The organism is Streptomyces hundungensis (assembly GCF_003627815.1).
In the GTDB taxonomy this organism is placed as follows: domain Bacteria; phylum Actinomycetota; class Actinomycetes; order Streptomycetales; family Streptomycetaceae; genus Streptomyces; species Streptomyces hundungensis_A.
Window position 1 is genome coordinate 4,708,852 of sequence record NZ_CP032698.1, and the last position, 26,019, is coordinate 4,734,870.

The 26,019-nt window shown below is 68.3% G+C and carries 23 protein-coding genes, 1 tRNA gene and 1 pseudogene; 12 read left to right on the forward strand and 13 right to left on the reverse strand.

Going from position 1 to position 26,019, the window contains the following annotated elements; translation table 11 throughout:
* The first annotated feature begins 149 nt into the window (after positions 1-149).
* Both DWB77_RS20995 and DWB77_RS21000 read left to right on the forward strand, forming a co-directional pair.
* A complete protein-coding gene (locus DWB77_RS20995) occupies positions 150-1,709 on the forward strand; it encodes an alpha/beta hydrolase (protein ID WP_120722710.1) in 1,560 nt (519 codons plus the stop codon).
* A 95-nt stretch (positions 1,710-1,804) separates the two neighbouring features.
* Positions 1,805-1,878 (forward strand) — tRNA-Thr (locus DWB77_RS21000).
* A 128-nt stretch (positions 1,879-2,006) separates the two neighbouring features.
* Here DWB77_RS21000 and DWB77_RS21005 read toward each other — a convergent pair.
* Both DWB77_RS21005 and DWB77_RS21010 read right to left on the reverse strand, forming a co-directional pair.
* On the reverse strand, positions 2,007-3,665 hold the full coding sequence (locus DWB77_RS21005) for a tyrosine-type recombinase/integrase (RefSeq protein ID WP_120722711.1): 1,659 nt from the start codon (positions 3,663-3,665) through the stop codon (positions 2,007-2,009).
* Positions 3,662-4,363, reverse strand: a complete 702-nt coding sequence (locus DWB77_RS21010; RefSeq protein ID WP_120722712.1) for a helix-turn-helix domain-containing protein — start codon at positions 4,361-4,363, stop codon at positions 3,662-3,664. Before DWB77_RS21010 ends, DWB77_RS21005 begins: the two co-directional genes overlap by 4 nt.
* A 94-nt stretch (positions 4,364-4,457) precedes the next feature.
* Here DWB77_RS21010 and DWB77_RS21015 point away from each other — a divergent pair, with 94 nt between their 5' ends.
* The 5 genes and pseudogenes from DWB77_RS21015 to DWB77_RS21035 all read left to right on the forward strand — a co-directional run.
* The gene (locus DWB77_RS21015) at positions 4,458-4,688 is read left to right on the forward strand and encodes a hypothetical protein (protein WP_120728056.1); all 231 of its coding nucleotides are present in this window, start codon (positions 4,458-4,460) and stop codon (positions 4,686-4,688) included.
* 230 nt (positions 4,689-4,918) lie between these two features.
* Positions 4,919-6,256 (forward strand): DUF3631 domain-containing protein, encoded by a 1,338-nt coding sequence (locus tag DWB77_RS21020; RefSeq protein ID WP_120722713.1) that lies wholly within the window; start codon positions 4,919-4,921, stop codon positions 6,254-6,256.
* A 395-nt stretch (positions 6,257-6,651) separates the two neighbouring features.
* The gene (locus DWB77_RS21025) at positions 6,652-7,536 is read left to right on the forward strand and encodes a DUF2637 domain-containing protein (RefSeq protein WP_428985135.1); all 885 of its coding nucleotides are present in this window, start codon (positions 6,652-6,654) and stop codon (positions 7,534-7,536) included.
* Between the two features lie 321 nt (positions 7,537-7,857).
* A complete protein-coding gene (gene mobC, locus DWB77_RS21030; protein ID WP_120722715.1) occupies positions 7,858-8,418 on the forward strand; it encodes a MobC family plasmid mobilization relaxosome protein in 561 nt (186 codons plus the stop codon).
* Positions 8,415-8,768, forward strand: a pseudogene (locus DWB77_RS21035) (mobilization protein); the annotation flags it as partial. The gene mobC and the pseudogene DWB77_RS21035, both read left to right, overlap by 4 nt.
* Before the next feature lie 173 nt (positions 8,769-8,941).
* Here the strand turns inward: DWB77_RS21035 and DWB77_RS21040 are convergent.
* Positions 8,942-10,087, reverse strand: coding sequence for an IS701 family transposase (locus DWB77_RS21040; protein ID WP_120719399.1), 1,146 nt, complete (start codon positions 10,085-10,087; stop codon positions 8,942-8,944).
* Positions 10,088-10,111: 24 nt separating this feature from the next.
* On the opposite strand from DWB77_RS21040, the gene DWB77_RS38295 reads away from it, so the two are divergent.
* A complete protein-coding gene (locus tag DWB77_RS38295; protein ID WP_246033589.1) occupies positions 10,112-11,515 on the forward strand; it encodes a mobilization protein in 1,404 nt (467 codons plus the stop codon).
* 268 nt (positions 11,516-11,783) lie between these two features.
* Positions 11,784-12,164: a hypothetical protein gene (locus DWB77_RS21050; protein ID WP_120722716.1), complete on the forward strand. Its 381-nt coding sequence runs from the start codon at positions 11,784-11,786 to the stop codon at positions 12,162-12,164.
* An 87-nt stretch (positions 12,165-12,251) separates the two neighbouring features.
* Here the strand turns inward: DWB77_RS21050 and DWB77_RS21055 are convergent, their stop codons facing one another.
* From DWB77_RS21055 to DWB77_RS21100, 10 genes are all read right to left on the reverse strand, one after another.
* Positions 12,252-12,935 (reverse strand): hypothetical protein, encoded by a 684-nt coding sequence (locus DWB77_RS21055; protein ID WP_120722717.1) that lies wholly within the window; start codon positions 12,933-12,935, stop codon positions 12,252-12,254.
* Positions 12,936-13,040: 105 nt separating this feature from the next.
* Positions 13,041-13,448 carry a hypothetical protein gene (locus DWB77_RS21060; RefSeq protein ID WP_120722718.1) on the reverse strand — a complete coding sequence of 136 codons (408 nt, stop codon included), beginning with the start codon at positions 13,446-13,448 and terminating at the stop codon, positions 13,041-13,043.
* Between the two features lie 92 nt (positions 13,449-13,540).
* A complete protein-coding gene (locus DWB77_RS21065) occupies positions 13,541-14,290 on the reverse strand; it encodes a DUF317 domain-containing protein (protein WP_428985193.1) in 750 nt (249 codons plus the stop codon).
* 157 nt (positions 14,291-14,447) lie between these two features.
* Complete coding sequence (locus tag DWB77_RS21070; protein ID WP_174248594.1) at positions 14,448-15,491, reverse strand: hypothetical protein; 1,044 nt, start codon at positions 15,489-15,491, stop codon at positions 14,448-14,450.
* On the reverse strand, positions 15,485-16,507 hold the full coding sequence (locus DWB77_RS21075) for a glycosyltransferase (RefSeq protein WP_120722719.1): 1,023 nt from the start codon (positions 16,505-16,507) through the stop codon (positions 15,485-15,487). Before DWB77_RS21075 ends, DWB77_RS21070 begins: the two co-directional genes overlap by 7 nt.
* Positions 16,508-17,800, reverse strand: coding sequence for a serine--tRNA ligase (gene serS / locus DWB77_RS21080; protein ID WP_120722720.1), 1,293 nt, complete (start codon positions 17,798-17,800; stop codon positions 16,508-16,510).
* Entirely contained in the window at positions 17,793-18,509 is a 717-nt protein-coding gene (locus DWB77_RS21085; protein WP_120722721.1) for a histidine phosphatase family protein, read from the reverse strand. The genes serS and DWB77_RS21085 overlap by 8 nt, the downstream gene beginning before the upstream one ends.
* The gene (locus DWB77_RS21090; protein ID WP_120722722.1) at positions 18,506-19,438 is read right to left on the reverse strand and encodes an aminoglycoside phosphotransferase family protein; all 933 of its coding nucleotides are present in this window, start codon (positions 19,436-19,438) and stop codon (positions 18,506-18,508) included. Before DWB77_RS21090 ends, DWB77_RS21085 begins: the two co-directional genes overlap by 4 nt.
* Entirely contained in the window at positions 19,438-20,688 is a 1,251-nt protein-coding gene (locus DWB77_RS21095) for a methionine adenosyltransferase (RefSeq protein WP_120722723.1), read from the reverse strand. Before DWB77_RS21095 ends, DWB77_RS21090 begins: the two co-directional genes overlap by 1 nt.
* Positions 20,689-20,768: 80 nt before the next feature.
* Entirely contained in the window at positions 20,769-21,662 is an 894-nt protein-coding gene (locus DWB77_RS21100; RefSeq protein ID WP_120722724.1) for an aminoglycoside phosphotransferase family protein, read from the reverse strand.
* A gap of 191 nt (positions 21,663-21,853) precedes the next feature.
* Here DWB77_RS21100 and DWB77_RS21105 point away from each other — a divergent pair, with 191 nt between their 5' ends.
* The 3 genes from DWB77_RS21105 to DWB77_RS21115 all read left to right on the forward strand — a co-directional run bounded on the left by DWB77_RS21105 (position 21,854) and on the right by DWB77_RS21115 (position 26,018).
* Complete coding sequence (locus DWB77_RS21105) at positions 21,854-23,074, forward strand: helix-turn-helix domain-containing protein (protein ID WP_120722725.1); 1,221 nt, start codon at positions 21,854-21,856, stop codon at positions 23,072-23,074.
* 10 nt (positions 23,075-23,084) lie between these two features.
* Positions 23,085-23,567 carry an NUDIX domain-containing protein gene (locus DWB77_RS21110; protein WP_120722726.1) on the forward strand — a complete coding sequence of 161 codons (483 nt, stop codon included), beginning with the start codon at positions 23,085-23,087 and terminating at the stop codon, positions 23,565-23,567.
* A gap of 642 nt (positions 23,568-24,209) precedes the next feature.
* Entirely contained in the window at positions 24,210-26,018 is a 1,809-nt protein-coding gene (locus DWB77_RS21115) for a DNA cytosine methyltransferase (RefSeq protein ID WP_342777984.1), read from the forward strand.
* The last annotated feature ends 1 nt before the right edge of the window (position 26,019 follow it).

The following is a 26,019-nucleotide window of genomic DNA, read 5'->3' on the forward strand; positions in this document are numbered from 1 at the left end:
GGGCCGCCGACACCCGAGCCCGCGGCCGCGAGCAGAGCGACCACACCTAGGGCGGCACCGGGGCGCAGCCGTGGTTGACCGGATCACCCGTACGAGCCGCACCGTCGCGCACCGCGTACATCACGTCACGGGCCGGATACGCTCCCCAGATGGACTCAAGGCGCCTGCTCCGTACTTCAGCCATCGCCGCCGCGACGGCCGGCCTGCTCATCTCCGGCTGCTCGTCGGGCAGTTCGTCCACGTCCGCCACCGCTTCCGCGCACGACGCCACCAAGGCGGGGCCGGGCGACACCCCGTCGTCCGAGGCACTCGCCCCCTACTACACGCAGAAGCTGAGCTGGCGGGCGTGCGGGGTCGCCAAGTTCGAGTGCGCCACGATGAAGGCGCCGCTCGACTACGCGAAACCCGCCGGCCCCTCGATCAACCTGGCGGTGGCCCGGGTGAAGGCGACCGGCCCGGGCAAGCGGATCGGTTCGCTCCAGGTCAACCCGGGCGGCCCGGGCGGCTCGGCGGTCGGCTACCTCCAGTCGTATGCCGGCATCGGCTATCCGGCGCCGGTGCGGGCGCGCTACGACATGGTGGCCGTGGACCCGCGCGGGGTGGCGCGCAGCGAACCCGTCGAATGCCTGACGGGCCAGCAGATGGACGCATACACGGAGGTCGACCAGACCCCCGACGACGCGGCCGAACAGGCGGCGCTGGCCCAGGCGTTCAAGGATTTCGCGAAGGGGTGCGAGGCGAAGTCGGGCAAGGTCCTGCCGCATGTCTCCACGGTCGAGGCGGCCCGTGACATGGACGTGCTGAGGGCGGTCCTCGGCGACAGCAAGCTGTACTACGTCGGCGCCTCGTACGGCACGTTCCTCGGGGCGACGTACGCCGAGCTCTTCCCGTCCCGCACCGGGCGGCTCGTCCTCGACGGGGCGATGGACCCGGCCCTGTCGTCCCTCAACATGAACCGCGACCAGACCGCGGGCTTCGAGACCGCCTTCCAGTCCTTCGCCGCGGACTGCATCAAGCAGAAGGACTGCCCCCTTGGCACCGACTCCGTCGCGGACGCGTCGGACCGGCTGCGGAAGTTCTTCAAGGCCGTGGACGGCAAGCCCATCCCCACCGGTCAGAGCCGCCCGCTCGGCGAGGCCCTCGCCACCACGGGCGTGATCGCCGCGATGTACGACGAGAGCGCGTGGCCCGAACTGCGCACCGCCCTGTCCCGCGCGATGAAGGGCGACGGCGCGGGCCTGCTGACGCTGGCGGACTCGTATTACGAGCGTGACGCGAGCGGCAAGTACGCGAACCTGATGTTCGCCAACGCCGCCGTGAACTGCCTGGACCTGCCGCCGTCCTTCACCGGCCCCGCCGAGGTGACCGCGGCCCTGCCCGCCTTCGAACAGGCCTCGCCGGTGTTCGGCGACGGCTTCGCCTGGTCCAGCCTCAACTGTGCGTACTGGCCGGTCAAGGCCACCGGCGCCCCGCACCGCATCGAGGCCAAGGGCGCCGCCCCGATCCTGGTGGTCGGCACCACACGCGACCCCGCGACCCCCTACAAGTGGGCCGAGTCACTCGCCGCCCAGCTCTCCTCCGGCACCCTCCTCACCTACGAGGGCGACGGCCACACCGCGTACGGGCGCGGCAGCGACTGCATCGACACCGCGATCAACACCTACCTCCTCGACGGCACCCCGCCGGCCAAGGGAAAGCGCTGCTCGTAGCCCCTGCGGCCGCTGCCCCGACCCTGGTCGGGACCACTCCAGAAACTGTGTAGACTTGGCGACGCTGCTGCTCGCACCATGGTGCGCAGGGCGGTGCCGCCTTAGCTCAGTTGGCCAGAGCAACGCACTCGTAATGCGTAGGTCTCGGGTTCGAATCCCGAAGGCGGCTCAGAGAAACCCCAGGTCACACACCCCGTGACCTGGGGTTTTCTGTTGCTCGGGGCATGGTGCATCACGCGGCCGGGGTGCCGTGACTTTGCTTGCGTGAGCGATGCGTGAGCGGAGCGGCTCGGGGACCTACTTCTTGGGCTTCTGCCGCTTGGCCTTCTTCTTGGCCTTGGCGTGAGCGTTCGCATCGCCCTTCGGTTTGCCGCCGGTGCCCTTGCCGGGCTTCTTGGCCGCGGCCTTCCTGGCCTTCGCCTTCTTCGCCGCCTTGCGGGCCGCCTTCTCGGCCTCGGCCCTGCGCTGCAGTGGGACCAGCTTCGCGGTCGCCTCGGCGGCGCTCTTGCCGACCTGTGGCAGGACGCTCTGGTAGATGTCCCGCGTGATACGGGTGTCGCTGTGACCGAGGGTGTCCGACACGATCTTGATGTCGATGTCGGCGGCCAGCATGAGGGTGGCCGCGCCGTGGCGCAGGTCGTGCAGTCGGATCGGCGGGAGGCCGGAGGCGGCGACGAGGCGCTCGAAGAGGTCGGTCACCTTGCCGGGGTGGAGCCAGGAGCCGTCTTCCTGGGTGAAGACGTGGCCGGTCTCGACCCAGGCCGAGCCCCACTCTGCGCGGGCTTCGTCCTGCCGCTCGCGGTGCCGCTTCAAGACGTCGACCGTGTCGTCGTCGAGCGCCACCACGCGGTAGCCGCTGTCCGTCTTCGGGTCGGATGCCTCGACCTCCCAGCCGTCCTGCACGAGCTGGGCGGAGACGGTGAGGGAGTGGGTGTCGAGGTTCGTCTCCGACCACGGCTGTCCGCACGCCTCGCCACGGCGCAGGCCGCGGAAGGCGATCAGGTGCCACATGGCGTACAGCCGGTCCTGGGCTACGAAGTCGAGGAAGGCGCCGGTCTGTTGGGGCGTCCAGACCATCACGGGCGACGGCTTCTCGCCCGTCTGCTCCCACTTGGCGACCCGCTCGTCAGTCCACACCAGCGCCTTCGGCTTGCGTACGGGGTCGATCTCGACGTGGGCCGCAGGGTTGAACGTGATGATCTGCTGCCCGATGGCGTCGTTCAGGGCCGCGCGGAGAGTGGCCTTCACGTGTTGGCGCGTGGCGGAGCCGGTGACCCGACGGAAGGGCGGCATCTCGTCGATCGCGGCTTTCATGGCCTTGCGGCGGGCACGGTTGTCCACGCCTTTCCATGGCACGGTCACCAACTCATCGATCGCCGCTCGCCGTTGAGCATTCTGCTCCAAGATCTGGGCGTTGGCGTCGCGGATGTCCGTGAACATCTCGCTGAGGTGGCTGACGCGTAGCCGGTCGAGGCGCCGGTGGCCGATGCGTGGCTTGAGGTGCACTCGGATGTCGGTCTCGTAGCGGTTGATGCCGGACTTGCGTATGCGTTTGCCCGCCAGCCACCGGTCGAGGTACTCGGCCACGGTGAGGCTGCCGATGAGGTCCTGGCCGGCGTTGAGGCGCCTGCGGGTCTCCTCGACTTCGGGCAGGGGCGTCCGCTCGCGGCCAACTTCCATCAGCATGGCGGCGATCAGCTCCGTGCCTTCGGGATCGTCCGACTCGGCCAGGCCCAGGAGGGCGCGGACGTGGTCGAGGTCGGCTTGGGCGGCCTTGCGGCTGTCGTAGCCGCCACGGGCGAACGACCTGCGGCTGCCGTCCTCGCGGGGTGGCAGTTCCTGGCGTATGGAGTAGGTGCAGTGGTTCCTGCTGTTGCGCTTGGGGCAGGACGTGCCGAGTTCCTTGCCGGTCTTGGGGTCGCGGCAGGAGCAGCGGCGGTAGGTGGAGCCCTTCAAAGATCGTTCTCCTTGGTGGTGTTGGTGTTGCTGCCGGGTTCGGGTGGGTCGACGTCGGCGAGTTCGGGGGGCAGGTAGGGGAGGAGGCCGCGGTCGCGGCGGATGAAGGAGCGGGCGACGCGCAGGCGTTGCTTGGCCTTGTCGATGCGCTCCAGGCAGGTGGCCTGGTCGCGCAGGGCCTCCGCCCGTTCTGTGGCGCTGGTCGCCTGCTCTACGGCGTACTGCGCGTAGCTCTCGCTGGTCATCGCGGAGCGCGCCTCGCTGAGGGCCTCGATGTGCTCGCGCTGGTAGCGGAGCATGTCGCGGTCGGCCAGGGAGCCGCTGTCCTGGGCGATGAACCAGACCATGGCCTCCCACGGAGCGATTCGCTGTTCGTACGGGAGCCGCTGGACCTCGGCGGCGTAACCGATCGGGTAGATGAGGCAGATCGGGTTCGTGCGCAGTGCCTTGGCCAGAACCATGACGTCGACCAGGGGGAGGTTGGCGCGGCGGCCGGATTCCATATTGGCGATGACGTTGCGGGGGATCGGGTGGCCGATCTCCTCGCAGCGGTCGGCGAGGTCCTGGGCGCTCATACGTAGCTCCTTCCTTCGGCGTCGGACCTCGGCGGCCACGGTGGTCATGACGTGGTCGGCCCACTCGGGGATGTCGTCCTCGTCTTCGTCCTCGTATCCAGCATCGAAATCGTGTTGTGTCATGGGGACACATTAGCTTCGCCATCCTGGATTCAGTGGCCTGGAGCCGGGCGTGATCGTCACGTTCGCCGAGGGCTCAGTCATGGATGGAGCGCGCATGCGTGAGAACGAGCCCGCCGGCCGGGCGAAGGGGATGAGCCGAGAGGAGCTGCTCGGGCTTCCCGCCGCTATTGACCTGGACACCGGCAATCGGGCGCTGGGGCTCGGGCGGAGCAAGGGGTACGAGCTCGCCAAGCGTGGCCAGTACCCGTGCAGGGTGCTGCGGCTGGGCAACGCCTACCGGGTGGTGACTGCCGACCTGCTGGCCCTGCTGGGGCTGGCCGCATGAGGGGGCGGGTCCGTGACAGACGCTTCTGCGCTGAGCTGACACAGAATCGCTGGACTGTGAACGGGCGTGACCGTACTGTCCGTGGTCCCTCGCGGTACCGAGACGCCTGCGAGAAGGGGGAGAGCCCCCGGCGGTGCAACGCCGGAGGCCCCAAGGCTCCCCGCCAATCCGATGCGAACCGACCCGGCGACAAGGGCATACGCGCCCGCAACCGCCAGAGGAGCTGCCGAGTGCAACCTGAGAACCCCGAGTCCTATTCCGCTCCCGCCCAGGCGACCTGGCCTGCAACCGCCATCCCCGGTCGGCCTGGCGCCCACCTGCGCGCCTCACAGGCAGGCGACCGTCAGGACCCGAGCGACAACGCGGTCGCCCGCAGCGGCGACGAGGCAGATACGGCGAGCGGGCTGGAGGCGATACCCGATGCGGAGCCGACGGTCGGCTCGAAGCTGCTGGACGAACTGCGTGCGCACATAGCCCAGTTCGTCATTCCGCCCTCGCCCCAGGCGCTGGATGCGATCACCTTGTGGGTGGCGGCGACGCATCTGCAGCCCGCGTGGCAGCATGCCCCGCGCCTGGCGGTGGTGGGGCCGGCGAAGCGGTGCGGCAAGTCGCGGCTGCTGGATGTGCTGACCGAGACGGTCCACGATCCGATGCTGACCATCAACACCACACCTGCGGCGATCTTCCGCTCGATCAACGAGGAGGAGCCGCCGACGCTGCTGGTGGACGAGGCTGACACGATCTTCGGCCCCAAGGTGGCGGAGAAGAACGAGGAGACGCGCGGACTTCTCAACGCCGGTCACCAGCGGGGCCGGTACGTGACCCGGGTCGTCGGCAACGACCACACCCCGCACCGGTTCGCCACCTTCGCCATGGCGGCCATCGCGGGGATCGGAGACCTGCCTGACACGGTCATGGACCGGTCGGTGGTGATCCGCATGCGGCGCCGGGCCGAGGGCGAGAAGGTCAAGCCCTTCCGCTCGCGGCGCGACATCCCGGCCCTGCACGAGCTGCGCGACCGTATCCACGCGTGGGCTCGCCCGCTGCTGGATGAGGCCGCGAGCCTGGAGCCGGACATGCCGGTCGAGGATCGTGCTGCCGATACCTGGGAACCCCTGGTCATCGTCGCCGACCTCGCCGGCGGGCGCTGGCCCCGCTTGGTGCGGGTCGCGTGCGCGCAGATGGTCGCCGCCGAAGCGGCGGCCGAGGAGGACCACCCGAGCGGGGCGCGCATCCTCGCCGATATCCGCCGCGTCTTCGTGGGCCGGGGTGAGCCCGACAGCCTCAGCACTGAGGAACTCCTGTACCTCCTGCGCCAGGATCCCGAAAGCCCGTGGGCGGAGTGGGGACGCAGCGGGCTGACCGCCCGTGGCCTCGGCGCGATGCTGCGCGAGTTCGGCATCAAGCCCGGCAACGTCCGTGTGGCCGACGGAACCCAGCGCAAGGGCTACATGCGCAACAAGTTCCTCGACGCCTGGCGCCGCTACTGCCCCACCGTCCACCCAGTGGACACCCAGCAGCTTGTTCCCTCAGGGAACACCGGGCCGGCGAGTTTCGGCGAGGGCTGAGCCCCATCCCCGCCTCCGGTTGCCGTACTTGCCGTCCGTGCCGTGATCTCGCAGGTCACACGGCATATCGGCAAGACGGCAGCCGGGACCGAGACGGCAACGCGATCATGACTGGCGCGCTGCCCACCCAAGACGCTGCCCAGATCCGTCCTACGCCGTCTTGTGCGTCTGTGCCGTATCGCCACAGGTCACAGACCTGTCCGCCGAGACGGAACGTGCAGTGCCGCTGTCCCGACTCGGGACAGCGGCCGCCACGGAAGCGAGCCCAGGCGCGAAGACGCCGACCACACACGCCAAGACGGACGGCCCGAGCCACTGCCGTACCTGACCTGACCTGCGCATACAACGGCCAAGACTGCCAAGACGGCATTCACACCACCCCAGGAGACTCCCGCTTGCTCACCCTTATCCCTCCCCGTCTCAGGCGCCGTCCGCCACCGGCCACCCCGCTCGGCCAAGGCCGGCCACCGTCGACGAAGCAGGCTGTCGAGCGGTACGCGCTCATCGGCGCAGGCGGCGTCATCGTGATCCTCACCGTCGGCGCATTCTGGCTCTCATACGCGCACCTGGCCGAGGTCGCGGGCCAGCACGGGCTGGGCAGCTCACCAATACGCCGCTGGGCATGGCCCGCCACCTTGGACGCGTTCATCGTCGCGGGCGAACTGCTGATGCTCCACGCGGGTCTGCGCCAGATCACCGACAAGTGGGCGATCGGGGTGACCGCCGCCGGGTCGACCGGCTCTATCGCGCTGAACGTGGCCGGCGTCTACAGCACGGGCAACGTCGGCAGCGTGCCCGTCCTCGACTATGTGGTCGCCGCGGTTCCCCCGACCGCAGCGCTACTGGCCTTCGGTGTCCTGATGCGGCAGATCCACCAACTCGTCGACCGGCCCGCCAACCGGCCGGAACCCCCCACCGGCCAGCGGACGGAGAGTGCCCCGCAGGAACTGAACGCCCTCGGCCAGGAGCTGGCACACACAGCTGCCTCCACCGGCCTGAGCGAACCACCATCCGCCACAACTGCCCGGCCGGCGGAACCGTTGGCACAGGCTGAACAGGGCAGATCGCGCGGTGGCCGACCGCCCAAAGCCACGATCGAGGAACTTGCGGAGATCGGCCGGATCACAGCCTACGAACACCGCAAGCTCACCCGGGCCCTGCTCCGAGAGGCCGTGGAGGACAAGGGCCTGACGATCGGCAGCGGCCGGATGACCAAGGTGATGAGCATCCTCCGGCCGGAACTCGAAACCGCCGGGATCACCGTCTCCGCCAGAGGCTGACCGCCCACACCGGGTGACCGGAACCCTTCCGGTCACCCGGCCACCACCCCGCTTATCCACACCCGTGGATAGAGCGATGCCTGCAGCGCACACCTCGCCAGCCCCGCATATCCGCCTGCCCATCCCGCCTTCCCCGGAGCACCGCCCATGACGCACGACCCGCACCACCCCGAGGACTCCTCGGACGAGCCGTTGCCGCTGACGAAGTCCCTTACGCTGCTGGGGCGTTTGCGCCACGCATTCGGACGGGCAGCCCCTGGCGGAGCCAGTAGTACCCCGAGTCCGACTCAAGGCCGGTCTTCGGGGATCTCCGCCCCGGGGGTGGCGGAGACGGTCCCGCGCCAGGGGGCGCCGGACCCGGAGGCCGGGGCCGAGGGCGGCCCCGACCTGGACACGCGCCACGCCGTCCAACGCGCCATTCTGCGCCCCGCCTCCGTAACCGAGACCGTCGCCGGCGAGCCGACCGTTAAGAGCGTGCAGCCCACGATTCGCCGCTTCACAGGTGACAAGCGCACGGAACGCGTCGGCCCCTTGCAGTTCCGCTCCGATGAGCGTGCACGCCTCCGGGAGACCACCGCCGAGCACGGTTACAAAGGAGAGTCCGGGTTCTGCGCCGACGTCGTCCTCGCCTTCCTGGACGGCCGCTTCACCGCAAACCTGCCGTTGTCCGAGGACCGCCGTCGCACCCACATGTTCCGCGCCCAGGTGTTGCGCCAGCTCAACCGGATCGGTGTCAACGTCAACCAGATCGCCCGAGCGCTCAACAGCGACCTCACCCCACCTGACATACGCCAGCGGCTCGACGAACTCGACCACCTGCTGACTTTGATCGCCGAGGCCCTGCGCGAGCCCGCCGACCCGACAGAGGACCTGGCCGCATGATCGCCGCTATCAAACCCGCAGGGACCAAGACACGCGGTCTGCTCGCCTACCTCTATGGACCCGGTTGGCACGACGAGCACCTCGATCCGCACATCGTGGCCGGCTTCGCGATGCTCGCCATGCCCGACCCAGGCCGCGACGAGAACGCCACCCTCACGGAACTCGGCCGCTACCTCGACGAGCCTGTACGGCTGCGCAACAGCGAGTTCGGACAACCGGTCACCGACCACGTCTGGCACTGCCCTGTCCGAGCCGCCCCCGAAGACCGCTACCTCTCCGACGCCGAGTGGAGTGAGATCGCCCAGCGCATCGTGCACGCGGCCGGCATCGCGCCGGAAGGCGACGACCTAGTACCGCAATCACAGTTATGGGGTGTGTCCGCGTTGTTTGTAGTGGCTGTCGCGGGCACGTGTCTGGCTGAGTCTTCGCCAGTGTGACCAGTGCAGATGGTGGTGGATGGTGAGGTGGGCGGGGTGGAGAAGGTGGCCGATGAGGCGGCGTATCTCCGCTACGGACAGCGGTATCAGGCCACCGCTGTTTCCCCTTTTGAGAGTTCGCAGGCGCGGACGGCGGTGAGGGCCGCGAGGGCGGCCATGGCCAGGGTGATGTGCCGGTACCAGGCGTGGTAGAGACGGACTTGGTAGTGGTCCAGGCCGCACTCGCCCTTCGCGGTCTGGAAGCATTCTTCGACTGCCCAGCGGGCGCCGGCCACCCTGACCAGGTCTTTCAGCCGGGTAGCGACGGGGCCGTAGCAGACGTAGTAGGCGAGGTCCGTGGGGTCTTTGAGGCTCCGGCGGGCCAGGACCCAGTGGCCGTGGCCGTTCTCCCACCAGATCCGGATCGGGATCCGCGCCCACTGGTACATGCGCTCGCCATGGGATCCCTTCCCGGCGGACAGGCGCTTCCACGCCTGCGGCGCGAGACCGGTGACGAGGTCGTCGACACGGCGTTCACCCATGCCGCGGGTGATGACGGTGTCGCTGGTCTTCACGCACATCACATGGCTGATGGCCCGCTGTTCCATCCAGCACCTGAGGGATTTCGACTGTCCGTAGGCCTCGTCCGCGGTGACCCACGCGAACGGGACGCCGGCCTCCACCGCACGAAGGAGCATGGCCTTGAAGTGCTCCGTCTTCGTCGCGAACAACACCTCGTCCGGAATCCCCGCGTCCCGGCACCGCTCACGGTCGTCCGTCCACGAGGCGGGCACATACAGCTCCCGGTCGATCAGAGCCCGGCCTTTCGGCGAGGCGTAGGCCAGAAAGGTGCCGACCTGGCAATTTTCCGTACGTCCAGCCGTTCCGGAATACTGCCGCTGGACGCCGGCCGAGCGCACACCCTTCTTCAGGAAGCCAGTGTCGTCCCCGATCAGGACGCCGTCCTTGTCACCGATCGTCTCCACAACGTAGTCCCGCACATCGTCACGGACTGCGTCCGCGTCCCAGTCCGCCTCGCCCAACAGCCGCTGCATCCCGATCGGCAGCCGGTCACCAGCCCGTTCCGCCAGAGTCCAGCCGTTCTTCCGCTCCAATGGAGCGATCAGGCCTCGCATATACGCAAGCGCCCGCGCACGAGGCTCCGACCTCACGAAACGCGACGCGAACCTGGCATGTAAACCCGCCAGCACCCCGTCCCACTGCCCAACCAACCCCACCCCGAGCTCAGCCATACACCAACTCAACCACACACAAGTGTGATTGCAGTACTAGCCTGTCGCTGGATCGCCGTACGTCACGCCGACGACCACATCCACATCCTCGCCACCACGGTCCGCGAGGACGGCCGCCGACCCAAACTCCACAACAGCGGCATACGCGTCGGCGACGAGTGCCGCAAGATCGAGAAGGACTACGGGCTTCGCCAGTTGAAGAAGGGCGACGGCACCGCCAACCGTCGGCCGACCCAGGCCGATATGCACAAGGCGACACGCCTCGGCTGGGAACAGACCAGCCAACAGTGGCTCGAAGACCGCATCCGCGCCGCCATCCCGCACGTCACCGACGCCGAGGAACTACTCACGTACCTCGAAGCCGACGGTCTCGCGGTCAAGCCAAGGCGCGGCCCCTCCGGAGACCTGCTCGGCTACGCCGTCGGCCGCCCCGGCGACATGAACGCGAAGGGCGAGCAGATCTACAAGCCGGGCGGGAAGATCGCCCCCGACCTCAGCCTGCCCAAGCTGCAGGCCCGCCTGGCGACCAGTACGGCCGAAGAGCACCCCACCGCCCGACGCTCGCGGACCGCCACCCCCTGGCACCAGGCCACCGACGCCCTCGACAGCCTCCACGCCGAGCTCACCGACGCCACCGGTGACGACGGGTCCGGCAGCGACGCGCGGGCCCAGGCCCACATCGTCGCGCTCGGCGAACTGATCGAAGCCACCGCACAGCACACCCCCAAGGACCTGCAAGCTGAACTCCGAGCCGCATCACGGGCGTTCGCTCGCGCCCAGCGCTCCCAGATCCGTGCCGAAGACCGAGCCGCTGACGCGGTACGCATCGCAGCCCGTGACATCGTGCACACCGCCACAGGCCCTGACGGCAGCGCGCTCGCGGCCATGCTCGCGGCTCTGGTCTGGGCGACGATCCTCGCCGGGCGGTGGCACGAGGCGAAGAACCACGCCCACCAGGCCGACGCCGCCCGCCAAACCCTCCGACACCTCCAAGCCGCCGCCGATCACGCCCTGGCCCCCACGCTCACCGAACTGGCACGCCACCAGCCGCGCGAAGAGGCCCGCCGGACCCTGGCCAGTGATGTACGTACCGCAGTCCCCGACCACGCCGAACGAATCCTCGCCGACCGGAGGTGGCCCGCCCTCGCCGCGCTTCTCGCCGATGCCGAAGCCGGCGGCCACAAGCCGCACCAACTCCTCAAGGAGGCCGCAGAGCAACGCGAACTGGGCACCGCCCGCCAACCCGCCCGCGTCTTGATCACCCGCATCCAGCACACCAGCCGAAACCCCGTACCCAACCGCCGAGCGGAAGCGGCACGACGGAGCTCGACCATGTGGGCGTCAGTGGCCGGCAGTGCGGTGTCGCCCGCACACCCGACGGGCGAGCCATCCTCCGCTCCGGGACGGGACAACCGTCCACGGCGGTGACAGGGCACGGGCGGCGGCCCGTACAACGGCAGGTGGGCAAGACCCCGCCTGGCGGCCGTTCCCTGCGACGTCACACGTTCGAGGCGTACAGGCCAGAGTGCGGCTGCGAGAAGGCCGATATGAGGGTCGAGCTGCAGCTGGTGGCATCTGTCGCAGGCGATAACCGGCAGGAGCGCGGGCGGATGGTAGCCGCACATCCCCGGTTACCGAAACCGGGGAATCTCCGGATCCTTTGTGTTCCCAGCCGCCCCCTGTAAGGAGCACTCACATGCGCAGCAAGGAACAGAATCGTCGGATCATCGACCTGATGTGCGACACGGATTTCACGTACCGGCCAGCCACCAATACCTGGTCGCACCGTGACGGGCGTCCCTTCACCCAAGACGAGCAGTACACCGTCGAACAGGTCACCCAGCGCCAGCCCATGGAAACCGGAGGGCATCTCGCGCACTACCTGGAGTACCGACGTGGAATGAACAAGGCCCAGAGGGAGCTGAACCGCTTTCTCGATCCATTCGTAGAGCGGCTCATCGAAAAGCACCTCCGCACGATCGTCGAGGACATGACCGCGACCGAACAGGACGAACTCGAGCGACTGCTCCACGCTGTGGACGGATCGCCTCTCACGGCGGCCCCTTACGCCTTCTGACAGGCGGCTCCATCCGGACACTGACACGAGGAAGGGGCCTGCGGCCGGGAAGATTCCCGGCCGCAGGCCCCTTCGTGTACCCGAGGGTCAGTGGACGCTCGCCTTTCCAACGGCCCGCGCCAGTTGAGTGTCTACGAGCCCCGGCGAGCCGGAGACGACGACCAGGATGTTGCCGGTGCGGATCGCCGTCTGCTTGACGACGCTGCGCTGTCCGCCGGTGGAGAAGGTGAGCAGTTGGCTCCACTGATCATCCCCGAGGTCGGGCACGGCCGACTTCGCGGTGCCCATGTCGACGATCGTGCTCCCTGAAGCGACCTGGTAGGTGGGGCAGGAGAGCATCGCGTTGAAGACCGTCGAGATGCCCGTGGAGAGCTTCTCTGGGCTGTCGCTGTACAGCTCCTCGCTCACCTCGGAAGTGCTGCTGCCGGTGTACGTGAAGGACGCCTTCGCCTTGCGGGCGAAGTCGAGACCGGAGCCCGCGGCTGTGTCGCCGCCGAGCTTCTCCAGTGCCGGGCAGCCGATCACGGTCACGTCGTCGCTGCGGCGAGGCACTTCGGGCTTGCGGATGTAGCCGGTGCCCAGGTCGTTCTCGTTGAGCAGCCGCTGGTTCAGCTGTGTCGATGACAGTGGCCCGGACGCCGTGGGCGTGCTGGCGCCCGGGTGTGCAGGGGCGGAGGAGTCGGCCGAGTCGGCGTGGCCAGCGCAGCCGGTGAGGGCGAGGGTGGTGCAGAGGGCGCTGAGACCGAGGCCGATTGTCGTGGAGCGGCGCATGCGAAAACCCCTTTGGTGATTTGGTGATCCGAGACGGATGGTCTGACCTGGTCGGCCCTCCCGGTGCCGACGAACGCAGGGGTGAGGGGGAGGGGTTCCGCACCTTCAGTGGCCGAGGTGGCGCAGGCCGTCTTCGAGGGTCGGGTGGAAGCGATCGACCGGACCGGAGTTGCGGTTGTACCAGGCGGTGTCCAGCCGGGACTCCTGCGTCTCATGGCCAGCCTCGCAGCGCAGCCACACCGAGTCGTCGCGCATGTTGAAGACGATCCAGTTCCGGTACGCGCCGCAGTGGCAGGCGTGGACTTCGCCGTCGATGACGAGCGGCAGGTCCCAGCGCATCATGAAGCCCGAGACATCCTGGCGGCACGGCGCCCGGAACTCCGGCGGCAGGAATTCCGGCACCGTGGTGGGTGCCTCCGGCCAGGGCAGGCGGGTGGTGTAAGCAAGGAGCGCCTGACCGGCGCGCTGAGCTTCGAGGAACTCCCGGTCGGCGCGGGAACGGCGTCGGAACATGAGGTCTCCATCTCTTTCATCGGGCGGGTGCGGGAACGGGGGTCCACGGAGGGCGCTACGGAGCCCAACGGGCTCTCCCAACAGGCCAGTTGTCAGCTGCGGCGGACGATGGTGAGTCGATCCTCCGCGTTCGCAGGCAGCGAGCGGCGCGGCACAGGGGCCGTCGCGGCGAACGAGGAGGCGAACACCGCGACCAGGTCATGCGGGACGCTGGAGCTGAAGCTCGCGCACCACAGGTACGGATCGCCGAGACCAGGCTCCGCCCATGCCTGCCAGCCCATCTGGCCAGGACGCGGATCCGAGTCCTGAACCAACGGAGGCAGCAACTCCAGCGAGACGCCGGCGGAGAAACCCAGGTCGAAGGCGGCAGTACGAGGACGGTCGGCATCACGGAACCAGCCCTGAGCACCCAGCTCCTGGAGCACCACGTCCGGCCCGTCGAAGCCCTCGTCCGGCGCCAGGCGGGCGTCGAGCGCGAGGAGGAAGTCCGTAACCGCCTCGTACGGCACTCCTGCGGTGAAGTACGCGTTCCACTCCGTCATCACGGAATCGACGCGCGATCGGGCGCTCACCTGCCAGGCCACAGGCAGGCCGCCCAGCTCGAACGGGTAGGAGGCCAACAGCCATTCGGCGCCGCGCAACCCGTCCGGGCTGACGTACAGCAGGGTGTTGCGGGCGGTCGACCACATCCGCCAGCCAAGAGCGGTCAGAGTGTCACCGACCCGCTCGGCAAGAACACCGTCGTCACCGGCCAGGTGACGCGGGGCGACCCAGTACACCGGGTCCTGCGAGTCGGGTGGGAAAGGTTCGTCGGAGCGACGCGAGTGCAGGGGCACCTCCAGGTGGTGCGGGACCAACTTCCATCAGGGTGTTGTACGTTGACATGCCATGACGCCGTGATCCAGTCATTCCGAACTCTTTCCCGTCTGCCATAGGCGAACTGGGAAATCGACGGAGGAGCCGCCCAGGCAGACGAGGCACGGTGGGTCGCGACTCAGGTCACAGATGTTGCGCAGAGCCAACTTCCGTCGGCGTCGGCTGTCCTGATTGCCGCTCTATCTCTGTCTCGACGGCGCGAGCGACTTCTGGCCATGGGGCACTCAGAGGGCTGAACAGGGACCAGTAGTCGTGCGCGTCTCGGACGATGGCACTGACACCGAGGCGCACAGCATCCGGGGCGATCGTGCCCACGACGCGCCGGGTGACCCCGCCGGCGCCCTGGGCCGCCGGGGCGATCCCGGAGCCCAGGAGAAGTGTGGCGGTGCGGATAGCGTCCAGCGTCGCCGGTGGTGCCGCGTAGGCGTAGCGACCGTAGATCAGCTCGTCCCAGCGAGCCTCGGTGCGTGCCCATGCCAGACGCTCCAGGCCCGTGCCGAGGTCCACCGCCAGGCGATCGGGGTGGTCGGTGTGCCACAGGAGGACGATGTCCCCGAGGGTGAGGTTCAGGTGGGCGAAGCGGAGCGTGATGCCTTCGACCTGTCGCCGACGCCACGGTCGCAACGCCCCGTAGATCCGCAAGTGGCGTGCGTGAAAGCCGAGTTGGGAGAGCGTGGTAAGCCAGCCGTCCAGGATGCCCCCGTACTCGTCCAGTTTGTTCACGGGCTGGACGCGGGAGACGTTGACGAAGGAGGTGAGGAACCCGTCCTTCAGGAGGCCTGTGGCATCGCGCTGGCCGGTGAAGCGGACGACCGGCTGGGCAAGGAAGCCGCTTCGGTAGGTGTGGGGCCTGCCGTCCTTGAGGAGCGGGTCGAGGGCTTGTACCGCGGAGATGGTCAGTTCCGTCTCCCTGCCCCAGCGGAGGGGAAGGCAGGTGTCGCGGGCGGCTCCGTTGCTCGCGAAGGAGGTCTCCAGGCTGTCGAGCAGGTCTCTCCACGAGGGGCTTCTACGTGGTGGTCTGTAGGGAGTGCTTCGGTGTGGGTGCCGGATTTCGACGCAGTCGGCGGTGGTCGTGAACTCCCAGTGCGGTCCCAACTTCGCGCGGAGCACGGCAGGTATCTGTCGGGCCAGCGTGCCCCCGGCCGAGCTGGGCGATCGGGTCAGCACGGCTGTGCCGCCATCGCGGTGAAGTGCCGTGCCGGGTCGAAGCGTTGGAGGCCGATCTCCTGGATGTGCCGGTGATCCAGGCTCTCAGCCTTCGCGACGGCGTGTGCCAGTTGGTGGGCGGCGGTCTCGTCGTCCACCTCGGGATCGGCCACGGCGATCGTTCCGGTCGCGTCGCACAGGGCGGCTTCGGCGCAGGTGCCCGTGCGCCAGGTGAGCGCAGCCATAGGCGTGCCGGCGCGGAGCGACTCTCCGAAGACCGCGGCGCCGGCCTCCACGTAGGTGCGGGCGTACGTGTAGACGAAGACGGAGGCGTCGCGGATGGCGGCGGTCTTGGCGGGGCCGCCGAGTTCGCCGACCCACTCGACGTGGTCCGCGTTGAGGAGCCGGGCGTGACGGCGTACGTACTTCTCGTCGAAGACCGGGCCGACGATCCGTATCCGGCGGCCGAGTAACTGGGCGGCACGGGCTGCCAGATGGGGCGCCTTCTCGGCGTCGACGCGGCCGAGCCATACGAGGTCGCGCCCGGCGACGGCGGGTGGCTCGTCTTCGTCGAGGCCGAGGTGTACGGCTAGTTCCGGGATGGGCTGGCAGTTGGCGTACCGCTCGATCATCTCGGGCGAGTAGCAGTAGAGGCGGGACCGCTTGCCGTCGAACGCGGCGTCGGTGTGCTGGAAGACCGGCGAGTGCTGGAACGTGGCGACGTCGCAGTCCAGTTCGCTCCACGTGCGGGTCCACGCGGGCAGCGAGGGGTATTCGTGGCCGACGACCAGGAGGTCGTAGTCGTTGGCGCGGAGCTCGCGTTCAGCGAGCGATCCGGCGGTGATGTCCTCCAAGCGGACCGGCTTGCGGACCCAGTCGTGTTCCAGGTCCGTGAGCCAGCCCGGCCCGAGGAGGTGTACGTCGGCGCCTGCGGCTCGGGCGCCTACGGCGACCGCCCACAGCCATCGTTCGATCCCGCCGTATCCGGCGGGTGGAAAGGCGTAGCTACCGGGGAAGTCGCAGACGCCGACGAGCACTTATGCCTCCGGTGTTCCGTCCGCCGAGATCCGGCGGAAGCCGAGGTACGGGAAGAGAGATTCGGGGAGGACGAGCGAGCCGTCCTGCTGCTGGCACTGTTCGAGGAGCGCGGCCAGGGTGCGGCCGACGGGCAGGCCGGAGCCGTTGAGGGTGGCGACGAGCTTGGGCTTGCCGTCCTCGCCGCGGGTGCGGATGTTGGCGCGGCGGGCCTGGAAGGTGCCGAAGTTGGAGATCGAGGAGATCTCCCGGTAGGTGTTCTGGCTCGGGATCCAGACCTCGATGTCGTACGTGAGCTGGGCGGAGAAGCCGGTGTCGCCGGCGGCCAGCTTGACCACGCGGTAGGCGAGGCCGAGCTCCTTCAGGCACGCCTCGGCGTGGCCGACCATGGTTTCCAGCTCGGCGTCCGCCGTCTCCGGGTCGACGATCTTGACCATCTCGACCTTGGAGAACTGGTGCTGGCGGATCAGGCCGCGGGTGTCGCGCCCGTACGAGCCGGCCTCCGAGCGGAAGCACGGGGTGTGCGCCGTGAGGGCCAGGGGCAGCTCGGCGGGCGGGATGATCTCGTCGGCGTAGAGGTTGGTCAGCGGGACCTCGGCCGTCGGGATGAGGAACAGGTCGCGATCGGCGGCGCCGGTCTTGAACAGGTCCTCCTCGAACTTCGGCAGCTGGCCGGTGCCGGTCATCGTCTTGCGGGTCACCAGGTACGGGACACCGTGCTCGACGTAGCCGTGGCGGCGGGTGTGGATGTCGAGGAAGAGCGTGGCCAGCGCGCGCTCCAGGGCGGCGCCGGCGCCGCGGGAGACCGCGAAGCGCGAACCGGACAGCTTCGTGGCGCGGGCGAAGTCGAGGATGCCGGTGGCCTCGCCCGGGTCGACGTGGTCCTTCGGCTCGAAGGAGAACGCCGGCGGGTTGCCGACGCGCCGGATCTCGACCGCGAACTCCTCGGAGTCGCCCTCCGGGGCCTCGTCGTCGGGAAGGTTCGGGATGGTCAGGAGGAGCTCGGTGAGCTCCTCCTGGACCTTCTCCTGCGCGGCCTCGATGTCGCGGATCTGGTCCTTCAGCTCGCGGGCGCGCTCCTTCAGCTTGGAGATGTCCCCACCCTGCTTGGCCGTCTGCTGGACCTCGCTCGCCACCCGCTTGGACTCCGCCCGCAGCTCGTCGGCCGAGCGGATGCTCTGGTTGCGCCGGGACTGGAGGTCTTCCAGCCGGGACAGGTCCAGGGAGTAACCGCGACGAGCGAGCCGACGTACCGCTTCGGCACCCAGTTCAATCAGGGCGCGGGCATCATGCATGGGGAAGATCCTTCTTATCCGGCGAGTGGGATGGGGATACCGCATCGACGGTAGCAACCGCCGGACCCTCGCCGATCCGCAATATCGACGCGTCACCACCGGCGGTGATCTCGCGCAGAGCGGCCGATTCAAGATCATCCAAGAGCTCCGTGACCAAGAGGGAAAGATCGTCGTCGCCGATGGCGAGCGGCTCGATATAGGGAGCCTCGGGGAAGAACAGCGGCATGGGCTCGCCAGTCGCGCGATCTCCATGCCAGTGGAGGACGGACACCAGCAGGCCGTGCCCGACCAGGACGCGGGGCGCTGGGTGCTCCAGAGCGGCGAGGACGCCGGTGAGCAGCCTGCGTATGCCCTCGTGCTGCGACTCCGCGGCGCCCGGCGGGCGCCGACGCGGGCCGTGCTCGTCGAGCCAGGCCGCGTATTCGAGGAAGGGTTTTCCCTCGAACTCCCCGTAGTCGAGTTCGTTCAGCCGGGCGTCGACAACCAGCTCGGGCGAGGGGACGCCCATGAGTAGCGAGGCGGTCTGTCGAGCTCGGGGAAATTCGCTGGTCAGCCAGGTAGCCACGGAATGGAGAGGGAGGACGTTCCACGCACGGCCGAGCGACTGTCGGCCTTCGTCGGTCAGAAGGATCTGCTTGGTCGGGTCGCCGTTGACGAGGTACCGCTTGCTGTAGTCGGTCTGTCCATGGCGAAGGATGTACGTCGTCACGATCCGCTCCGAGGGGTTGTCGCTGTCGCCAGAAGATCGCTGAGCACGGTGGCCATGAACGTCGCGCGTGGGTCGCCGGACTCCACGTAGAAGAGGAGGCCGTGGATCGCCAGGAGTCGGCACCAGGGTGCGAGCGCGGGGACGGGGATCCGAGACGCACGTGAGGCGACGGCCAGCAGTGCGGTCGTCCCGCGTCCGAGCTCGTAGTAGACGGTCCAGAACGCCCAGTCGAACGCGGGGTCACCCACCATGGGGAGCGGATCGATCAGCCGGGGATGTCCCCGCCAGTCGAACAAGACGTTCTCCCGGTACAGGTCGGCGTGCAGCACCGTCGCTCGGCGGGAGCCTTCCTCCAGATCGGCGACGGCAGCGAACCCTGCTTCGACGAGGGGACGCCAGCCACCAAGGTCGAGTTCGCTCATCCGCCGCTCGATCTGCGGACGGACTTCGTGGGCGAGGTAGTCGGTGAGGAGCGGAAGCTGCTCCGACCGGAGCCTGTGGCGCCCCAAGGTATGGAGCCCGTGGACGGCCGCCGCCACCATCTGCAGCTCCCGTCGCGGCCGACCCGCGCCGCCGGGTTGCCCGCCGATGAGTTCGAGCGCGGCCATGGCGAGGTCGTCTGCGGCCTCCACGACCTCGACCGTGGGTCCGCGGGCCCAGAGCCGTAATGCCTCCACCTCGTGGCGAAAGCGAGATGGATCAACCCATGCTTTGAGGAGCAGCGGACGCCCGTCGGGTCGGGCGGCGATCGCGATCACCGAGGCGTGGCCGGCGTCGTGGTACGCCACGAGCGTCAGCTTCCACCTCCCTGCCGCACGTGCCAGCAGCCCCGGGACTGCGTCGAGCCACGGCTTGACCGCAGGCCCGTAGTGCGCGAGCAGCCGTTGCCTGCACCCCGCGGGGATCTCTCCGAGCGTCCGCTTCGTCATCAGCTCAGCTCGATCCCGTCCGAGACGAGCTCGTCCGTCAGGGCGGGGAACTCGCCCAGCACCTCCGCGACGAGGGCCTGAACCTTGTCGACCTCGGCGTCCGGGGCGGAGAGACGGACGAGGATGCGCCAGGGTTCGTCCAGACGCTGGCCGGTGGTGCTGACCAGATGCACTTCCGCGTGCCCGTCGGTGGTCTCGTGCAGGCGGTGGGCCAGGCGCTGCGCGGCGATGTTGTAGAGCTTGCCGACGTGGTAAACGGGGTTCTTGCCGTTGGCGCCCTCCAGGTTCATGGGCCGCAGCGGCGTGATCAGCCCGTTGACTCGGTTGCCGCGCCCGACGACGCCCTCGTCCCCTGACTCGATCGAGCTTCCGGTGTAGGTCAGGTACAGCTCGTCCTTCTCCGGGACGTCGCGGGCGTTGAGCCGGAAGCGCGCCTGGGCGCCTGGCAGTCGGAGGCCGGCCAGCCGGTGGCACTCGGCGAGGACGGTCTCCTTGTTACGGATGTACTCGGCCCGGCCGGCGACGTGCCGCGACTTCTGCGGCACGCACAGGACGATGTCGGCCTCGTCGCCGTCCCAGAAGCCCATGAGCTTGACGTCGGACCCGCACCACGCGTGGGAGAGGGTGAACTCGCTCTCGCCGGAGAAGTGGTTCACCAGGTCGCGGACGAAGGTCTCGAAGGCGTTCTCGGGGGCCCAGCCGGTCCCCAGCGACGTGTCGTTCGAGAGCCGCACCCGTCGCTCGCGGAGGTCGTCGACGGAACGGGGGTTGAACCAGCGCGTGCGGTCGGGAGTCCCGTCGCCGGTGAGGACCGCTCCCGGACTGGAGTTGCTGGTGATGTTGAAGACGATGTCGAGGTGGTCCGAGACCTCTGGAAGCCGCTCGGCGAAGAACGCCCGCACCTCGGTCTCGACGATTTCCTCGACCGGGATCGTCTCGCCGCCGCACATGGGCGCCGCGCGCCCGTTGACTAGGACTCGGACCGGGGCCGCCATCTCGCCGGCCCCGTAGCGGACTTCGCTGGCGCCGCCGAGGAGGGCGAGCTTGTCGAAGTTGTGGTGCAGTACGGCGCCGAAGCGCGCGACGGTGTGGTGGCTATAGGCGCGGGACAGTCGCTCGGCGAGGTGATCGGCGAGGGTGTCCGGGTGGCCGAGGCCCTTCCGCTCGACGATGGTCGTCGCGTCCGGTCTGGCCATGGCGGTGTCGATGACGAGGTGGCTGTTGCCGATGATCGTGCTCGCACGAGGCATCACGAACTCCCGTTCAGGGGTGGGAAGAAGGGGATGAGCGCAGGCGTCAGCACGCCTGGACGAGCGGTGCGGTCGAGAATTCAGCGGGGAACGCCGGAGGCGCGGAGATGCGCCAAGATCTCTGCGAGCGACCTGTACGCAGAGACGGCCTGCTCTTCAGCAGCGAGTCGGACGACGTCGTGGATCGTGACGAGGTCGATGTCCTGGGTGCGTCGGCGATCAAGCCAGAGGAGCAGACGCCAGGCGAGTACCGGCCCGCAGAACGGCAAGCGGTCCGCGAGATCGACTGGAATGTGCGCCGGCGCTACGTCCTCGTACAGCAGGTCCCGTACGAGGTGGAAGACGACGTCGGTGTAGTCGAGAACCGCTGGGCCGCAGGCACTCGCCTCCCAGTCGACGACATGCAGGCGCCCTCCGTCGACGAGGAGGTGCTCGGGCTTCAGATCGCCATGTAGATGAACGGTCGGGTGGGCGTCGATCGCTTGGAGGGCCTCCCGCAACGCAGCCCACCAGGGCATCCACCGGCAGCGGGCTGAGAACTGATCCAGCAGGAACTGGCTCGCGGAAACAGGGCTGTCAGTCCGCGCCGCCCAGCCGGGGCCAGGAATAGTGTCGGCAGTGGGCCGGTGAAGCATGCCGCTCACCGCCACGACGTGACCGATGTAGTCCTCCGTCGCCTTGCGGGTGGCCACCGAGCACGGCGTCCCATGCACCGCCCGGAACACCGTCCAGGACCCGGCCTCGTCGCATCCCGTCGCAAGGACGGTCGGAACCGAGATGCCGCGCAGGGCAGCACGCTGGACCGTGGTGGCCTCCCGTCGGCGCCGGCCCTCGGGGTCGATGCCGACGTAGACCTTCAGTACGGCGCTGCCGTCCGTGGCGAACCGCGTTCTGGAGTACGGCTTGCGGACTGCCACGCCGAACGGCCCCAGCCCTTGTCCGGCCCACGGCTCCGCCGTCTCCGCGCTGCGCATCCTCCACACACCTCCGTCCCGTTCGAGAAGCAGAACCGATCGCCAAAGTCCGTTGGAATGAAGGCAGTTACCTCCATCGCCCTGCGGCTTTCTCGGTCTGCTGCGACAGTAGGCGCGGCACCCCGCAGCACCCCGGAAAAACCTTCCGGGGTCGATTCCGGCCACGAGGTGATGCTCAGGACATGCGAGGGATGACAGAGAACCTGACCATCGGCGAACGCGTTGCCTGGTACCGGCGCCGACGCGGACTTTCCCAGGAAGTCCTGGCCGGCCTCGTCGGCCGCACCACGGACTGGCTGAGCAAAGCGGAGAACAACCGGATCGAGCTCGACCGCCTCTCGGTGATCACTTCACTCGCCGAGGCTCTCGACGTCTCGCTCGGGGATCTCCTCGCCGAGCCGACGCTCCTGGAGTGGTCGAGTGACAGCGGCCGCCGCACGGTGCCCGCTCTGCGTGACGCGCTCATGGACTACAAGCAGCTCACGCCCCTGCTGGGGCTCCCACCCGACGACGAACCGCCGCCCCTGGCGGGCTTGCGGGGCGCAGTGAAGGAAGTCCTCGACGCCTACCAGGTGTCTCAGTACGGCTTCGCGACTCGACGGCTTCCCCTCGTCCTCGCCGACGCCCTCGCAGCCTCCCGCTTGTATTCAGGGCGTGACGGGGAGGAGGCCCATGCCGAACTCGCCTTGGCCTATCACGGTGCGGCCATGGTGCTGGGCAAGGTCGGGGAGTCGGAACTGGCGTGGATCGCCGCCGACCGCGGCTTGACGGCAGCGCAACGGAGCGGCAAGAGCACGGTGACAGGCTCGCTCTTCCGCGCGGTCACGCACTGCCTGATGGCCACTGGCCGCTTCACCGCGGCGATCCAGCTGGTGAACGACGCGGCGGCCGTCATGCAGCCCGGCCTGGGCACCGCGAACGACGAGTACCTCTCGGTCTACGGCACGCTCTTCCTCGCCGGCGCCATGGCCGCCGCCCGAGCGGAGGACCGTGCAACCACCCAGACCTTCCTCCGCGAAGCGGATGAGGTCGCACAACGACTGGGTGCCGACGCGAACCACCTCTGGACGGCCTTCGGCCCGACCAACGTGGCCACCCACTGCGTCGCCACCGCAGGAGAACTCGGCGACATCCAGATCGCCGCAGACCTCGGGCAGCGCATCGACACCAGCGGCCTGCCGGTGGAGCGGCGCGTGAGGCACAGCCTGGAAGTCGCCCGAGCCCTCAGCGCCTGGAACCGGACCGACGAGGCCCTGGCCACGCTGCTGGACGCCGAGCGAGCCGCACCCGAGCAGGTACGCCACCACTACCTGAGCCGCGAACTGGTCATCGGGTGGATCCGCGGCACCAGAGGCCGCCCGTCCCAGCCAGTGGCCGACCTGGCTCGTCGGCTCGGCGTGGTCGGCGGTTAGAGTCCGTTCCGTGACCGAGAACGAGCACGAAGCGAAGATGGCCCACCCGCGGATGGCCGCCGGCGCGCTCTTCTTCGACAACGCCGACCGGGTTCTGCTCGTCGAACCCTCGTACAAGGATTACCGCGACATCCCCGGCGGCTACGTCGAGACCGGCGAGTCTCCACTGCAAGCCTGCGTGCGCGAAGTCCATGAGGAGCTGGGCATCAAGCCCGCCATCGGGCGGCTGCTCGTCGTGGACTGGGCGCCGAATCCGGGGGAGGGAGACAAGGTCCTTTATCTCTTCGACGGAGGCCGTCTCACCGAGGATGAGTGCGGGCATATCGAGCTTCAAGCCGACGAGCTCCGTGGATACGCCTTCCACGACGCCAGGGAGCTGTCGGGGCTCACCATCCCCCGCCTTGCACGCCGCATCACCGCAGGCGTCGAGGCCCGCGTCAACGGCGTAACTGCTTACCTGGAGCATGGAACGGCGCCGGAGGCGACTTCGTGATCGGTGAACACCGACCTGGTTTGGCGAAGAATGACCGCCAGCCCTGCTCGGCGACACCTATCTCGATCCTGAATTAGGCGAGGACCGGCCACAGGGACTTCGCCGTTCGCTACCGGTGCCTCGACTGAGGCTGCCGCTGTTGAGGTCCTGCACGAGGCAGAGGTGGTGACTCGTTGCCGATCTGCTCCCTGCTCTTCGGGGGATACGTACGCGACTCGAACGTGTCTTCATCGGCGTTGCGTCGTTTGTCAGGGCAGCGGACAGCGGTGTCGCATTGCACCTGCCCATATCGCACGCGAGGGCAGTGGATTCCACTATGATCGATCGTCTTGGGGCACAGAACTACGGTTCGAAGCTGCAGGTCGGAGGCTCCGTGGAAGCGGTGGCTGCGTCGGGGGAACATCAGCCGTCAGCTCTGCGGATCCGGTTGGGGGACCTGCCGAAAACCTTGCTTCTACCAGTGCGTCTGTGGTCTCCTGGTGCTCGTTCATGTCATGAGTCACGGAGGGTTGTGCTGTGAGTAAGGGGCACTACGGAGTACCTCTTGAACGCAGTGACTGTCTGGAGTTGCCACTTCACCCTCACAGCTGCACTCCTGAGTCCTTCCAGGACTGGCTGGAAAACATCGGCAAGGGCAGGCGCTTGGCCGTCGACCTCTTCTCTGGTGCCGGTGGGCTGAGCGCGGGCGTCGAGCGGGCTGGGTGGACCACCGCCGCAGCAGTGGACACCGACGAGCGTGCACTCGAGACCCACAGAGCGAACTTCCCCGGCCTGGGCCTGCAGATGGATCTTGGTGATCCCAAGGAGCGGGACAGGCTGGAGGCAATCCTCGGGCCTGCAGAGATTGATCTCGTCGCGGGTGGGCCTCCGTGTCAGCCCTTCAGCAGGGCAGGGCGCAACAAGATCCGCCACCTCGTGAAGAAGCACGGGCGTGATCCGGAGGACCGCCGGAAAGAGCTGTGGAGCGCCTATCTGGACATGGTCAAGCGGATCAGGCCGCGGGTGGTTCTCATGGAGAACGTTCCTGACATGGGGCTGCACGACGACTTCTTCGTGATCCGGACGATCGAGGAGGAGCTCGAGGAACTCGGCTACGCGACGCAGGTGCGACTCGTCGACGCGTGGAACTACGGTGTCCCGCAGCACCGGAAGCGCCTGATCCTCCTCGCTAGGAGGGACGTCGACGACTTCACCTGGCGTGAGCCCGCTCCGCGGCGCACCACGCTGCGTGACGCGATCGGCGACCTCCCGGAGCTGAAGGTCGTCGCCACCGAGCGAGTCGGCGAGCGGAAGATCGACTACCGCAAGCCGCGCAAGATCTCGGATTTCGCGGAGGAGATGCGCAAGGGCGCGACCCGCGGCGTGATCTGGGATCACATGACCCGAAGGGTCCGCGCAGACGACCACCGGATTTTCCAGGTCATGGACTCCACCACCAAGTACTCCCAGCTACAGGAGAAGCTGGACGGGGAAGAGAGGAAGTACCAGCGGTACAGCCCGGACAAGTACACGGACAAGTACAAGAAGCTGGCCTGGGACGAACTCAGCCGTACGATCACGGCGCACATCGCCAAGGACGGCTACTGGTACATCCACCCCGAGCAGCTGCGGACCTTGACTGTGCGTGAGGCTGCACGCGTACAGACCTTCCCGGACCGGTTCCGTTTCGCCGGCACCCGAAGTGACGCCTTCCGGCAGATCGGTAATGCCGTGCCCCCGCTGCTGGGCGAGGCTGCAGCCGAGGTACTCAAGCCCGTTGACGGATCCGACGCCACGTCCGGACTCCAGCCCCGCTGGCGGGAGGTCCGGAACGCGCTCACCGACTGGGCGGAACGGCGACGCGCCGGAAGCGACTGGTACCAGCTTCCGAGCGAAGAGCCCGTGCCACTCCATGCTGCTGTCGTGGCCATACTGTCCGGTGCCAAGGTCAGGCCGGACGCCATGGCGGAGATCATGGACATCGTCAGGAAGTCGAGGACGCTGACGTCGACGCTGTTCAAGAAGCTGGTCGACGCGGCACCCACGAAGCCAGCTCGCGCGCGAGTGGACCGTCTCACGCCACTGGTCGACAAGCCGAACGCCTGGAGAGTGGATCAGCGACTCAAGATTCCGGCCAAGCTGTCCATGAAGCCAGCCGAAGAGGCTCTCTACAAGCTGCTGATCGGCGAGGACCTCATGCTGGTTGGCACGGGGAACCTTCGGGTGGCTGCGAGGGTCAACGGTGTCGACGAGGACCACGCGAACCGGCTCAGCGACGGGCGCGTCAATCTGGTGAAGCTCGTGGGCGCGGGGAACGACGCACCGCTCCGCATGGCGGCGGTCCGTCTCATTGGTGCGGACCTGTGCCGGGACACGCAACCTGTCTGCTCGGACTGCCCACTCGTCGCTCACTGTGCTCGCCGTGGGGAGCTGTCCGACGACCTGCTGACTCTGGCTGTCACAGGGGAATGAA

What these genes read in the sequence shown, in the direction of transcription:
- DWB77_RS20995 (WP_120722710.1), top strand. Translation starts at nt 150, where the DNA reads ATGGACTCAAGGCGCCTGCTCCGTACTTCAGCCATCGCCGCCGCGACG.
- DWB77_RS21095 (WP_120722723.1), bottom strand. Translation starts at nt 20,688, where the DNA reads ATGCCTCGTGCGAGCACGATCATCGGCAACAGCCACCTCGTCATCGAC.
- DWB77_RS21055 (WP_120722717.1), bottom strand. Translation starts at nt 12,935, where the DNA reads ATGCGCCGCTCCACGACAATCGGCCTCGGTCTCAGCGCCCTCTGCACC.
- DWB77_RS21090 (WP_120722722.1), bottom strand. Translation starts at nt 19,438, where the DNA reads ATGACGAAGCGGACGCTCGGAGAGATCCCCGCGGGGTGCAGGCAACGG.
- DWB77_RS21050 (WP_120722716.1), top strand. Translation starts at nt 11,784, where the DNA reads ATGCGCAGCAAGGAACAGAATCGTCGGATCATCGACCTGATGTGCGAC.
- DWB77_RS21010 (WP_120722712.1), bottom strand. Translation starts at nt 4,363, where the DNA reads ATGACACAACACGATTTCGATGCTGGATACGAGGACGAAGACGAGGAC.
- serS (WP_120722720.1), bottom strand. Translation starts at nt 17,800, where the DNA reads ATGCATGATGCCCGCGCCCTGATTGAACTGGGTGCCGAAGCGGTACGT.
- DWB77_RS21060 (WP_120722718.1), bottom strand. Translation starts at nt 13,448, where the DNA reads ATGTTCCGACGCCGTTCCCGCGCCGACCGGGAGTTCCTCGAAGCTCAG.
- DWB77_RS21105 (WP_120722725.1), top strand. Translation starts at nt 21,854, where the DNA reads ATGACAGAGAACCTGACCATCGGCGAACGCGTTGCCTGGTACCGGCGC.
- DWB77_RS21100 (WP_120722724.1), bottom strand. Translation starts at nt 21,662, where the DNA reads ATGCGCAGCGCGGAGACGGCGGAGCCGTGGGCCGGACAAGGGCTGGGG.
- DWB77_RS21040 (WP_120719399.1), bottom strand. Translation starts at nt 10,087, where the DNA reads ATGGCTGAGCTCGGGGTGGGGTTGGTTGGGCAGTGGGACGGGGTGCTG.
- DWB77_RS21015 (WP_120728056.1), top strand. Translation starts at nt 4,458, where the DNA reads ATGCGTGAGAACGAGCCCGCCGGCCGGGCGAAGGGGATGAGCCGAGAG.